Origin of the sequence: Curtobacterium sp. GD1 (genome assembly GCF_020882855.1) — a bacterium.
GTDB lineage: Bacteria > Actinomycetota > Actinomycetes > Actinomycetales > Microbacteriaceae > Curtobacterium.
On the sequence record NZ_JAFEVQ010000033.1, the window covers coordinates 23,632 to 36,228 of the forward strand.

The 12,597-nt window shown below is 74.5% G+C and carries 11 protein-coding genes; 6 read left to right on the forward strand and 5 right to left on the reverse strand.

Annotated features, from left to right (window positions below; all coding sequences use genetic code 11):
* Nucleotides 1–60 precede the first annotated feature (60 nt).
* Complete coding sequence (locus tag JSX79_RS15635; RefSeq protein WP_229087029.1) at nucleotides 61–573, forward strand: hypothetical protein; 513 nt, start codon at nucleotides 61–63, stop codon at nucleotides 571–573.
* A gap of 26 nt (nucleotides 574–599) precedes the next feature.
* On the opposite strand, the gene JSX79_RS15640 is transcribed toward JSX79_RS15635, so the two are convergent.
* Together JSX79_RS15640 and pucL are read right to left on the reverse strand one after the other, a co-directional pair.
* Nucleotides 600–1,169, reverse strand: coding sequence for an NTP transferase domain-containing protein (locus tag JSX79_RS15640; protein ID WP_229087030.1), 570 nt, complete (start codon nucleotides 1,167–1,169; stop codon nucleotides 600–602).
* Nucleotides 1,166–2,110, reverse strand: a complete 945-nt coding sequence (pucL, locus tag JSX79_RS15645; protein WP_071295345.1) for a factor-independent urate hydroxylase — start codon at nucleotides 2,108–2,110, stop codon at nucleotides 1,166–1,168. Before pucL ends, JSX79_RS15640 begins: the two co-directional genes overlap by 4 nt.
* Before the next feature lie 284 nt (nucleotides 2,111–2,394).
* On the opposite strand from pucL, the gene JSX79_RS15650 reads away from it, so the two are divergent.
* From JSX79_RS15650 to JSX79_RS15660, 3 genes are read left to right on the forward strand one after another with little or no spacing between them, the layout of a single operon-like run.
* On the forward strand, nucleotides 2,395–3,213 hold the full coding sequence (locus tag JSX79_RS15650; protein ID WP_229087032.1) for a xanthine dehydrogenase family protein subunit M: 819 nt from the start codon (nucleotides 2,395–2,397) through the stop codon (nucleotides 3,211–3,213).
* Nucleotides 3,210–5,987 (forward strand): molybdopterin cofactor-binding domain-containing protein, encoded by a 2,778-nt coding sequence (locus tag JSX79_RS15655; RefSeq protein ID WP_229087034.1) that lies wholly within the window; start codon nucleotides 3,210–3,212, stop codon nucleotides 5,985–5,987. The genes JSX79_RS15650 and JSX79_RS15655 overlap by 4 nt, the downstream gene beginning before the upstream one ends.
* Nucleotides 5,987–6,979, forward strand: coding sequence for an XdhC family protein (locus JSX79_RS15660; protein ID WP_092384394.1), 993 nt, complete (start codon nucleotides 5,987–5,989; stop codon nucleotides 6,977–6,979). The genes JSX79_RS15655 and JSX79_RS15660 overlap by 1 nt, the downstream gene beginning before the upstream one ends.
* A gap of 20 nt (nucleotides 6,980–6,999) precedes the next feature.
* Here JSX79_RS15660 and JSX79_RS15665 read toward each other — a convergent pair whose 3' ends face one another.
* Complete coding sequence (locus tag JSX79_RS15665; RefSeq protein WP_229087036.1) at nucleotides 7,000–8,298, reverse strand: amidohydrolase family protein; 1,299 nt, start codon at nucleotides 8,296–8,298, stop codon at nucleotides 7,000–7,002.
* Nucleotides 8,299–8,467: 169 nt separating this feature from the next.
* Between JSX79_RS15665 and JSX79_RS15670 the strand changes: the two genes are divergently transcribed.
* Nucleotides 8,468–9,865 carry an amidohydrolase family protein gene (locus JSX79_RS15670; protein ID WP_071295299.1) on the forward strand — a complete coding sequence of 466 codons (1,398 nt, stop codon included), beginning with the start codon at nucleotides 8,468–8,470 and terminating at the stop codon, nucleotides 9,863–9,865.
* A 9-nt stretch (nucleotides 9,866–9,874) separates the two neighbouring features.
* Here the strand turns inward: JSX79_RS15670 and JSX79_RS15675 are convergent, their stop codons facing one another.
* Nucleotides 9,875–10,828, reverse strand: coding sequence for a PDR/VanB family oxidoreductase (locus JSX79_RS15675; protein WP_229087038.1), 954 nt, complete (start codon nucleotides 10,826–10,828; stop codon nucleotides 9,875–9,877).
* Nucleotides 10,825–11,442 carry a helix-turn-helix domain-containing protein gene (locus tag JSX79_RS18770; protein WP_071295298.1) on the reverse strand — a complete coding sequence of 206 codons (618 nt, stop codon included), beginning with the start codon at nucleotides 11,440–11,442 and terminating at the stop codon, nucleotides 10,825–10,827. The genes JSX79_RS15675 and JSX79_RS18770 overlap by 4 nt, the downstream gene beginning before the upstream one ends.
* A 187-nt stretch (nucleotides 11,443–11,629) precedes the next feature.
* Between JSX79_RS18770 and JSX79_RS15685 the strand changes: the two genes are divergently transcribed.
* Nucleotides 11,630–12,597: cytosine deaminase (locus JSX79_RS15685; protein ID WP_229087039.1), on the forward strand; the 968-nt coding region annotated here is incomplete at its 3' end.

A 12,597-nucleotide genomic window follows, 5' to 3' on the forward strand; every position in this document is an offset into this window, starting at 1 on the left:
CTCCCGTCCGTCAGCTGGTCGCGGTGCGCCCGTGTCTGGAAAGGTGGTCGTGTGGGGTTGATGAGACGGTGGCCGTGGTGGTTGGCTGCGCTGGCGCTCGCCGTCGCGTTCGGCGGCCTGTGGTTCCTGGTGACGATCGTCGTGATGCCGGAGCTCAACGCTGTCGAGCGAGCCGTGATCTCCGCCATCACGGGTTCCGCGTACGGCATCGTCATGGCGATCTTCCTCATCCGGCTGCGGCGCGGGTACGGCACCGTCCTGCAGGACGCGGGCTTCCGTCGAGCAGTCCGCCGCGGGGTCGTTCCGCCCGACGTCGACGTCGAGGGATGGCGACGCGCGGTGCAGCAGCACCGGAACCAGTACCGCCCGCTGCGATGGGCGGCCCCGCTGCTGTACGTTCCGATGACCGGCCTCTCCGTCTGGCTCGCAGCGTCCGGGCAACCGCTCTCCTGGATCTTCGTCGGCCTCTTCCTCGTCATGCTGGTCGCCTCCCTGATCGTTGCCCCTCGAGCGGTCCGCCGGACGGACGCGATGCTGACCGAGCTCGACCGCCGTGCGCGGTCGGTCCAGTGAGACGCGATGGGTGACCGAGACCCCCGCTAGCAGCGGGGGTGGTCCTGGTCGTGACCGTCCCACAGGTCGCCGCACTCGACGGGTTCCGCGCCCGACGACGCGAGCCACGGCCCGGCGCCGTGCGCGGGGTCGCGGGACAGCGCGGCGACCAGCGTGGCGCGGTGCTCCGAGCCGACGACCACCGGGTGTCCCGGTACGCCGTGGTGGACCGCGCGGCGGAGCGCCCTCGGGTGGCCACCGCCGCCGATCACCCGCCGGACGGCCGACGCGGGGAGGCCTGGCAGGTCGACGAGGGAGACGCACGCCGTCGCCGGACCGGTGACGGCCGCGAGCCCGACGGCGAGCGACGCGCCCGGACCCGCTGCCCAGTCGTCCGCGACGACGACGGTGACCCCGTCCACGGCGGGCACGAGGGCCCGCGCCCGGGCGGCGGCGGCGCCGAGGACGACGACGACCCGGTCGCAGCCCCCGACGAGGAGCGCGTCGACGCCGAGGTGCAGCCACGGGGTGCCGTCCGGCTCGGCGACCAGCGCCTTGGGCCGCCCCATCCGCGTCCCCGCACCGGCGGCGAGCAGCACGCCCACCACGTCGGTCACACGAACGCCGGCACCGACGTCCACGCGGCAGGGGCCTCGGCGACGCCGTCGCGCACGACGGTGCCGGAGATGAGGCCGTAGGGCCGGTCGGCGGCGAAGAACACCTCGCCGGGGTTGTCCAGGCCGAACGGTGCGAGGTCGACCAGGAAGTGGTGCTTGTTCGGCATCGAGAACCGCACCTCGGCGATCTCCGGGAACGTCTCGATCGCCGAGCGGCCCATCGCGAACAGGGTCTGCTGCAGCGCCAGCGAGTGCAGCTCGGCGAAGGTCGCGAGCATGCGGTCGAGGACGCCGGCGTACACGGCGTCGTAGTCGATGCCCGCCGCCACCGCCTCGGGCGTGTAGCGCCAGCGGGCCGTCACCGAGGTCGCGAGGATCCGGTCGTCGGTCTCCGCGAGCGTCGTGTACCCGTCGCGCGGGAACCCGTGGAACTCGCTGCCGGTCGACTTCAGGACCGTCAGGTCGGTGACCCCGGCGAGCACGTGCACGTCGTCGCCGTCGACCTGCACCACGGCCGTGCGGGTCCCACGGCCGGCCCGGACGAACGAGTGGTCGTGCTCCCGGCCGTCGACGACGATCCGCTCCCACGTGTGCTGCTCGGCGGACAGGGTGGACCCGTCGTACCAGTCGAAGGCGGTGCTGAAGTGCCGGCCGAGGCGCAGGAGGAACTCCTCCGGCGTGCCCACCCCGTGCTCCTTCGCGAAGGCGTAGACGGTGTTCTTCTGCGTGTCCGTCGCGACGACCTTCGCGTTGTCGCCCTCGGTGTACGAGTCGGCGAGCGCCGCGCCGCGCAACTGGGTCGTGACGGTCAGGTCCTCGATCTCGTGCCGGTCGGTGTCACGCGTCACCCGGACGAGCCGGACCTCGGCCTTGCCGTACTGGTTCGCACCGAGGTGGACGGTCGTGGTGGTGGGGACTGGCTGGACGTCGGTGATCTCCATGGAGGCGACGATGACACCCGCGTGTTTCGGCGGTGGGTCGAACAGGTCACGAGCTCCGTCAGCGGCCACGGCCCGGTCGTGACGCAGCCGTCGAACGCCCGTAACCACACGGAAACACCCGTTCCATAGCGTTGCCGCCACGACGCACCCGATCGAGGAGGGCTCCGTGGCGCACACATCCGCACCCCGGCGGTCCTCGGCGTGGAACCGCGGGATGATCGCGCACGGACGACGGTCCGACGGCGCCACCGACACCCGTCCCACCATCCCGATCGGACCCTGCAATGGACCTCGTCTCCGTCCGCACCGTGCGGACACCGTCGCACCGCGACGACCTCTCCTTCGGTCCCGGTGAGCATCCCCTCGCCGGCGGCACCTGGTTGTACTCGGAGGAGCAGCCGGGGCTGACCGGGCTCGTCGACCTCACCGCACTGGGGTGGCGCGACACCGAGCGCAGCGCCGGAGGGCTCCGGATCTCCGCGACGTGCACGATCGCGTCGCTGCTGCGCGTGGCGCCCGAGGACGACTGGCGTGCCTGGCCGCTCGTCGACCGGTGCGCCAACGCGTTGCTGGCGTCGTTCAAGGTGTGGAACCAGGCGACGGTCGGCGGCAACGTCGCGGTCGCCCTGCCGGCGGGGGCGATCACCGCGCTGCTGGTGACGCTCGACGCGGTCGCGGAGGTCTGGACGCCGGACGGCGGGGAGCGCCGGGTCCCGGTGGCGGACCTGGTCACCGGGCCGCGGACGACCGACCTCGCGCCGGGTGAGGTCATCCGGGCGTTCGACGTGCCACGAGCGGCCCTCGTGGCGCGCACCGGGTTCCGTCGGGTGTCCCTCAGCCCGCACGGCCGGACCGGTGCACTCGTCACGGCGCGGTGGTCGGCGTCGGGCTTCGTCCTCGTCGTGACGGGGGCGACCCCGCGGCCGCTCGTGCTCCGTCACGCCGGGGTCCCGACCGCCGCGGAGGTCGACGCACGGCTCGAGGCACACGACGCCTGGTACGACGACCCGCACGGATCCCCGGACTGGCGGCGCGCGGTGAGCCGGCGGTTCGCGGCGGAGCTCGTCGCCGAGGCGCTCGGGACGACGGGCGGTGCGGCATGAGGTTCGAGGTCGACGGCGTGACGGTGGACGCCGAACCGCAGCCCGGTCAGGTCCTCCGCACCCTGCTCCGCGAGCACGGGGTGACGTCCGTGAAGAAGGGCTGCGACGCGGGCGACTGCGGTGCGTGCTCGGTGCTCGTCGACGGTGTGCCGGTCCACTCCTGCATCACGCCGGCGCACCGGATGGCGGGGCGTGCCGTCACCACGGCGGCCGGGCTCGGCACGCCGGAGGACCCGCACCCCGTGCAGCGCGCGTTCGCCGAGGCGCCGGGCTTCCAGTGCGGCTTCTGCACCGCCGGGTACGTCGTCACGGCCTCCACGCTCGACGAGGACGCGCTTGCTGACCGGCACCGCGCGTTGAAGGGCAACATCTGCCGGTGCACCGGGTACCGGGCGATCGAGGACGCCCTGGACGGGGTCGCGAACACGGCGTGCGCGGCGGCCGGTCAGGCGATCGGCACGTCGGTCGCCGCCCCGGCCGCGATGGCGATCGTGACCGGACGCGAGGAGTACACGCTCGACGTGCGGCGGACCGAGGGTCTGCTGCACCTCGCGGTCCTCGGCAGCCCGCACCCGCACGCCCGCATCGTGTCGATCGACACGGCGGAGGCCGAAGCCCTCCCGGGTGTGCACGCCGTCCTCACCCACCACGACGACCCCGGCGTGCTGTTCTCCACCGGTCGGCACGAGTCCCGCTTGGACGACCCGGACGACACCCGGGTCCTCGACCGGGTGCTCCGTTTCCGTGGGCAGCGCGTGGCCGCAGTGGTCGCGGACAGCGTCCGGATCGCCGAGCAGGCCTGCGCCCTCGTTCGGGTGCGCTACGAGGTGCTGCCGAGCGTGCACGACCCGGACGCGGCCCGTGCCGCCGGCGCTCCGCTCCTGCACGCCGACAAGACGACCCAGGAGCACCGGATCGCCGAGCCGGGCCGCAACGTGGTCGCCGCCCTGCACGGTGAGACGGGCGACGTCGACGGAGCCCTGGCGACGGCCGCGGCCACCGTCGAGGGCACCTGGACCACGGGCCGCGTCTCGCACGCCGCGCTCGAGACCCACGCGACCCGCGGGTCCGTCGACCGCGACGGGCGGCTCGTGCTCCGGACCGCGACGCAGGTCCCGTTCCTGGTGCGGGACGAGATCGCGCACGTGTTCGGCCTCGACCCGAGCCGAGTCCGTGTCATCGCGAAGCGCGTCGGCGGTGGGTTCGGCGGGAAGCAGGAGTTGCTGACCGAGGACCTGGTCACCCTCGCGGTGCTGCGGACCGGTCGCGCGGTGCAGTACGAGTTCAGTCGGCGTGACGAGTTCACGATCGCCCCGACCCGGCACCCGATGCGCGTGCGGGTCCGGCTCGGTGCCGACGCCGAGGGGCACCTGACGGCGCTGCACGTCGACCAGACCATGGACACCGGCGCGTACGGCAACCACGGGATCGGTGTCATGTTCCACTCCGTCAGCGAGTCCGTCGCCGTGTACCGGTGCCCGTCGAAGCGCGTGGACGCGGAGTCCGTGTACACGAACAACCTGCCGTCCGGGGCGTTCCGCGGGTACGGGCTCGGCCAGGTCGTGTTCGCGATCGAGTCCGCCATGGACGAGCTCGCCCGGGAGCTCGGCATCGACCCGCTCGACCTGCGGCGGCGGAACGTCGTGGTCCCCGGAGACCCCCTCGTGGTCACGGACCCGGACGAGCAGGACGACCTGCGCTGGGAGGGCAGCTACGGACTCGACCAGTGCATCGACCTGGTGGAGGACGCCCTCCGCGCGCCGGTGCCCGAGGTCCCACGCATGGACGGGCCGCCGCTGGACGACTCTGGTGACTGGGCGTTCGGCACCGGGGTCGCCCTCGCGGCGATCGCCACGATGCCGCCGCGCGGGCACCACGCGCACGTGTCGGTCGAGGCCACGGCGGAGGGTCGGTACCGCATCGGCGTCGGCACGGCCGAGTTCGGCAACGGGACGACGACGGTGCACACGCAGCTCGTCGCCACCGCCCTCGGCACCACCACGGACCGGGTCGACGTGCACCAGTCGGACACCGACGCTGCCCGGCACGACACGGGGGCGTTCGGGTCCGCCGGGGTCGTGGTCGCCGGCAAGGCGCTGTACGCCGCGGCACAGGCACTGCGGGAGGACATGACCGGGCGCGCCCTCGGGATCGTCGCCGCCCGGACACCCCGGACCGCGTCGGGTCCGCTCGGGCCGGCGGTCTCGATCGGGCCGGACGGCGTCCGCATCGGGGAGGAGCTCGTCGGGCACGCCGAGCTGCTCGCCGACGGCCCGCTCGTCGCGCACGGCAGCCACGACGGCACGCCACGGTCGCTCGCGTTCACCGTGCACGGCGCCCGGGTGGCGGTGCACCGGCCGACGGGTGAGGTCCGCGTGCTGCACAGCGTGCAGGCGGTGGACGCCGGCACCGTCCTGAACCCGGAGCAGCTCCGCGGCCAGGTGGAGGGCGGCGCCGCGCAGGCGATCGGCTCGGCGCTCTACGAGGAGGTCGTGCTGGACGAGGCCGGTCGGGTGACGACCGACGCGTTCCGGGCGTACCGGGTGCCGAAGATCTCCGACGTGCCCCGCACCGAGGTGCGCTTCGCCGACACGCACGACCCGCTCGGCCCCCTCGGCGCGAAGTCGATGAGCGAGGCGCCGTACAACCCGGTCGCGCCAGCCGTCGCGAACGCGGTGCGCGACGCCGTCGGCGTGCGCCCCCACCGGTTGCCGATGACGCGCGACCGCGTCTGGGCGATGCTCCAGGACGCGACCGACGCCGGGGGTGCGTGATGTTCGAACTGGCACCGCGCCTCCTGGCCGCCCTCGACGCGGGGGACCCCGTGGTCGTCGCGACGGCCGTCGCGATGACGGGCAGCGCGCCGACCGGCGTCGGCTCGTCGATGGCCGTCCTGCCCGGCGGCCAGGTCGTCGGCACCATCTCCGGCGGGTGCGTCGAGGGGGCGCTGTTCGACACGGCGGAGCAGGTCCTCGAGACCGGCGAGGCGGTGCTCGAACGCTTCGGGTTCGACGACGACCCGGACGACGTCGACGCGATGTGGGCACCGGCGCTCCGCTGCGGCGGTCGTGTCGAGGTCCTGGTCCGTCGCGTCCGTCCCGACGACGCCGACGTCGTGGACGCACTCCGGCGAGCGGCGTCCGGGGTGCCGACGTCGCTCGGCCTCTCGCTCGACCCGGCGACGCTCGGCGCGGTCGTGCACGTCCCCGACGGCTGCGGCGGCCGGCTCTTCGTCGAGCGGGCCGACGTCCGGCCGCGGTGCATCGTGGTGGGCGCGGTCGAGTTCGCCGTGGCCCTGACGAACACGGCGGCGGTGCTCGGCTACGCCGTGACGGTCGTCGACCCGCGGCCGGTGTTCCTGACCGACGAGCGCTTCCCGGCCGCCGACGAACGCATCGTGGGCTGGCCGACGCGTGTGGTCGAGGCGTTGCCGGTGGACGCGACCACCGCCGTCGTGGTGCTCTCGCACGACGACCGGTTCGACGCCGCCGTGGTCGACTCGGCGCTCCGACGGGGTGCCGGGTACGTCGGGGCGATGGGCTCCCGCACGACGAACGCACGCCGGATGGCGGAGCTGCGCGCGCTGGGGACGCCGGACACCGACCGGCTGCGGTCCCCGATCGGGCTCGACATCGGTGCAACGACGCCGGCCGAGATGGCGGTCGCGATCATGGCCGAGGTGATCGCGGTCCGGACCGGCGCCGGCGGCGGTGCGCTCGTCGACGGTGCCGGTCCCATCCACCGCCGGGCGGTGTCCGCGAGCTGAGCCGGCGGCGCACGATCGGGTCAGGCGACGGCGGGTGTCCGGGCCAGTCGTTCGGCGAGCCGCGCCGCGATCTCCCGCTCGTCCGCCGCGACGAGCTCCCCGTCGCGCACCACCACGCGCCCACCCACGACGACGTGTCGGGGCCGCCGCCCGGGGGCGGCCCAGAGGAGTCCCGCGACGGGGTCGGCGACTCCCGCGTCCGCCACCCCGGAGACGTCCCACACGCACAGGTCGCCCGCGCTCCCGGCGCCGAGGTGCCCGAGCTCCGGGCGCCCGAGCCCCGCCGCGGAACCCTCCGTCGCCGCGCCGAGCACCTGCCGCGCCGGCAGCTGCGGCCCGACGAGCGCCGACACCTGCATGGCGAGCCGGGCGTCCGCGAGCAGGTGTCCGGCGTCGTTGCTGCCGCCGCCGCTCGTGCCGAGGCCGACCGGGACCCCGGCCGCGGCGAGCCGCGCGACGGGAGCGATGCCCCAGCCCATCGGCACGTCGCACCCGGGTGCGTGCGTGGCGGTGACGCCCGCTGCCGCGAGCCGGGCGATCTCGTCGTCGGTGACGTCGCAGAGGTGCGCGATCGTGACGTCCGGCGCGAGCCACCCCCACTCCTCGAGCAGGTCGAGCGGACGACGGCCGTAGCGCTCGAGCGCGATCGCGGTGTCGACCTGTTCGTTGGCCTGGGTCCGCCGGCGGAGTCCGTGTCGCGCCGCCACCTCGCCGAGCGCGCGGAAGGTCGCCTCGCCGTCGGAGTGCACGCCGGCCGGACCGACGGCGACCTGGAGCCCGCCGTCCGGGTCCACGCCGCCGACGGCGTCGTCGTGCAGCAGTCGTGACGCGATCGCGTCCGCCGAGGCCGCCGCGCGGTCCGGGTCGTCCCGTGCCGAGCCGCGGACGAAGACGACCCGACCGCCGAGACCGCGGACCGCGCCCACGGTGGCCGCGGCGAGCGCGACGGTGTCGTCCGTGGTCGCCCCCGCGGGCCAGTTCAGGTGGTGGTCGGCGATCGTCGTGACGCCGGACAGGAGGCCCTCCGCGGCTCCGGCGGACGCCGCCAGTGCGTACAGCTCGGGGTCGTGCCCCACCCGTCCGTACGCCGCGGCCATGGTCGGGAGCCAGTCCGCCATCGGCACGCCGCGGGTCCCGGGCAGGGTGCGGAACGCGGTCTGGAGGAGATGGTGGTGCGCGTTGACGAGACCGGCCGTGACGACGCACCCGGATGCGTCGAGGGTGGTGGCGAGGTCTCTGCCGTCGTCGACGACGACGTCGCCCTCCCGTTCGGTCCGGGGGTCGACGAGGACGCGGAGGGCACCGGTGACGGTCAGCATGGTGGTGTTTCTAGCAGTCCCCTGTTTCCGGGCCGTGACGGGGTGCGCACGGACGGGGTGCGCACGGACGGCGTCGCTGCTCGGTCCCGGCGTTCCAGGACCCTCGGTCGGCATCGCGGGGTAACCGGGCGGAAACACCCGGGGAACACGCGGACCGTAGGTTCGCCCCATGACGCAGACCCTGATCCGCGCCGGATGGGTGCTCACCGCAGCACCCGACGGCGCTGCCACGCCCGCCGCGATCCGCGACGGAGCCGTGCTCCTCGACGGCGACCGGATCGCCGCGGTCGGCACGTACGCCGACCTCGCCGCGGCCCACCCGGACGCACCGGTGCGCGGCGGTGCGTACGACATCGTCACGCCCGGCTTCGTGAACACCCACGGCCACTTCAGCGAGGGGCTCATCACGGGGATCGGTTCGCAGTACACGCTGTGGGAGTGGCTCACGGCGTTGATCGGGCGCGTCAACCCGGTGATGACCCGGGACAAGGCCTACGCGGGCACGGTGCTGCAGGGCATCCAGCTGCTCCGGAGCGGGGTGACGACGGCGAACGACATGTTCTGCGCCGACCCGGTGCCGGACGAACCGGCGACACCCGGTGTGGTGCAGGCGCTCGAGGACCTCGGGCTGCGCGGGGTCGTGTCGTTCGGCTCCGGCGACGTCGACCGCGACTTCGGCGCGACGCCCATCCTGGAGGAGTTCGAGGCCCTGCGCGAGGCCGCCGCCGCCAGCCGGTACAGCACGTTCCGGGTCGGCGTCTCGTCGATCGGGCGGTACACGGACGACACCTGGCAGGAGCACGTCGACTACGCGGTCGCCGGCGGCCACGGCGTGCACGTGCACTTCCACGAGGTGCGCGAGGAGGTCACCGCGGCCCGGCAGCGCACCGGACGGACGGCCATCGGGCACGCCGAGGCGACGGGCATGTTCCAGGTCCCGGTGATCGCCGCGCACAGCGTCTGGGTGGACCGCGAGGACCGGGAGCGGTACGCGGCCAACGGCGTCGGCGTGGCCCACAACCCGGTCGCGAACGGGATCCTCGCCAGCGGCATCGCCCCGATCGCGGAACTCCGTGCGCTCGGCGTCCCGGTGGGCATCGGGGTCGACGGCCCGGCGTCGAACGACTCCCAGGACTTCCTGCAGGCGATGAAGACGGCCGCGCTGCTCGCTCGGGTGCGGGACCTGCAGGCCACCGCGATGAGCGCCCGCGAGGCCTTCGAGATGGGGACGATCGGCGGCGCCCGTGCCCTGCGCATGGAGGACGAGATCGGCTCGCTGGAGCCGGGCAAGCGCGCGGACCTGGTCGTCCTCGACGGCGACTCCCCGACCCTCGCGAACGTCCACGACCCCTACCAGGCGGTGGTCTTCGTCGCCGGCAGCCGCGAGGTCCGCGACGTCTGGGTGGACGGCGAGCTGAGCGTCGCGGACGGCGACGTCACCCGGGTGGACGTGCGTGAGGCGGTCGAACGGGCGCGTCCGCTCGCCCGGCAGCTCGTGGCCGAAGCGGGCCTGGAGCGCCTGTCCGCGCTCACCGGCGGCCCGCTCGACGGCACCGAGCGTCCGTAGTCCGTCCGGTCAGAGTTCGAGCACCAGTCGCGGGCAGCCGCGCCGGGCGCGGGACACGCAGACCATCATGGTGCGGTCGTCGGCCTGCTCGTCGGGGCTGAGCACGGTGTCTCGGTGCTCGACCGCGCCCTCGAGCACGGGGGTCTCGCAGGTGCCGCACGTGCCCTCCCGGCAGGACGAGAGCACGAAGGCGCCGGCGTCCTCCGCGACCTCGAGCAGGGTCCGGTCGGCTGGAACCGTCACGGTGACGCCGGTGACCGTGAGCTCGACCTCGAAGGCCTCGCCGGGGGCGTCGACGTCCGCGGCGGGCTCGAAGCGCTCGACGCGGACGCTGCCCGTCGGCCAGTGCGCGGCGGCGGCCTCGACCGCGTCCATGAGCCCGCGCGGCCCGCAGCAGTACACGACCGCGTCGCGCGGTGCGGCGAGGAGCGCGTCGACGTCGAGCCGGACGCCCTCGTCGGCCGCCGCCACGACGACCCGGTCGGGGTGCGCGGCGACGAGCTCGTGCACGAACGCCATGCGGTCGCGGGACCGCCCCGCGTAGTGGAGCTCCCACGGGGTGCCGGCGCGTTCGGCGGCGGCGATCATCGACCGGATCGGCGTGATCCCGATGCCCCCGGCGACGAAGACCGCGGGGCGCGCCGGGTCGTGGCCGAAGTGGTTCCGCGGCCCGGCCACCACGACCTCGTCGCCGACCGCCAGCCCCTCGTGCACGGCGACCGATCCGCCGCGGCCGTCGGGCTCGCGGAGCACGGCGATGCGCCAGTGCCCGTCGGCGGTCGTCGTGACGAGCGAGTACTGGCGCTCGGTCCCGGGGGAGACCTCGAGGTCGACGTGCGCTCCGGGGTCCCAGTCCGGCAGTGCCGGACCGTCGACCGGGGCCAGGTCGAGTGCGACGACGTCCGTGGCGACCTCGTGGCGGGCGGCGACGCGCAGCCGCCGACGCTCCGGCACGGCGTTCACGCGATCGCTCCGGCGCGCGGGGTCTCCTTGACCACGATCATGTGGAAGCGGCTGCCGTCCGCGCTGCACCACCGGTGGCCGGTGCCGCCGCGGTAGTACGCCGAGTCGCCGGGCCCGAGGTCGAGCGGTTCCCGTCCGCGCAGGTCGAGGTGCACGCGGCCGGCGAGCACGGTGAGGAACTCGTCCTCGTGGTGCTCGAAGTACTCGCCGAGGTCCGTGTTGTCGCCGACCCACTCCAGCGGCTCGAACGCGTGCGGGCCGGCGTGCACGAGCAGCCGGGCCTCGCCGCTCGAGAACGGTCCGCGGGCGCCCTCGCCGGCACGGATGACCTCGGGCAGGCGGACCTCGTGCTCCGGTCGCTCGGGGGCACCGGCGGCGAGCAGTTCGACCTGGGTCGTGCCGAGCGCCGCGGCGATCTTCTCGAGGGACACCATGCTGGCGCGGGAGTGCCCGCGCTCGACCTGGCTGAGGAACGGGTGCGACAGCCCGGTCAGTTCGGCGACCTGGACGAGCGTCAGTCGTGCGGCGCGTCGACGGGCACGGATGTGCTCTCCGATCCGCTGGGTCTGGTCGTCGACGACGCGGTCGGTCTCGGTGGTGGTGCCGGTGCTCACGCGCGCTCCTCTCGTCCTCGGTGGGGCCGTCCCGACCGCTCGGCCGGAACGCTCGTTCCCGCTCCCGGTCGCGTCGGGGCGGGCGTCACACACGGCAACCGCCTCGAAACGAGAGGGAAACACTGCCGCCCTAGCATCGGAGATGTTGATGCGATCAACATTCTCACACACGATCGAGAGGCTCCGGATGGACTCGTCAGTGCCCCGCCCGATCGCCCTCCTGCGCTCCGCGCTGCTGCCGGACGGCCGGTCGGTCGACGTCGCGATCGACGGCGAGACCGTCTCCGCCGTGGCCCCGGCCGGCACCCTCGCGGCGCCGGCGGAGGAGACGATCGACCTCGGCGGCCGGCTGCTCCTGACCGCACCGGCAGAACCGCACGCCCACCTCGACAAGGCCCTCAGCGCCGACGTCATCCGGCCGCCGCTCGGCGACCTCGGTGCCGCGATCGCCTCGTGGACCGCGCACGCGACGACCATGACCGTCGAGGACATCGCCGACCGGGCACGGTCCGCCGCCCTCACGCTGCTCGCCGCCGGCACCACGGCCGTCCGGAGCCACGTCGACGTCCTCAGCGGCCGACACAGCGCGGCCGACCGGCCCGCCACCACGGAGCAGGCCCTGCGCGGCGCCCGTGCCCTCGTGCAGGTCCGCGACGAACTCGCCGGCCTGATGGACATCGAGCTCGTCGCCCTCGCCGGCCCGCTCGCCCCCGACGAGCACGTCGAGGCGGTGCTCGACCTCGGCGTGGACCTGGTCGGCGGCGCCCCGCACCTCGCCGAGGACCCCCTCGCGGACGTCGACCGGCTCCTCGCCATCGCCCACCGACGGGGCCTCGGCGTCGACCTGCACGCCGACGAGAGCCTCGACGGCCCGGTGACCCTCGACCACTACGCCCGGGCATCCCGCTCGCTGCGACGGGACCGGCAGTACTCCGCCGGGCACTGCGTCCGGCTCGGCACCCTGGGGCCGGAGCGGCTCGCCGAGGTGGTCGCCGACGTCGCCGCAGCCGACCTCGGGGTGATCACGCTCCCGATCACGAACCTGTACCTGCAGGGCTGGCAGTACCCGGTCGCCACGCCGCGGGGACTGACCGCCATCCAGGCGCTCCTCGACGCCGGCGTCCGCGTCGCCGCCGGCGTCGAGGAGCGCCTGGA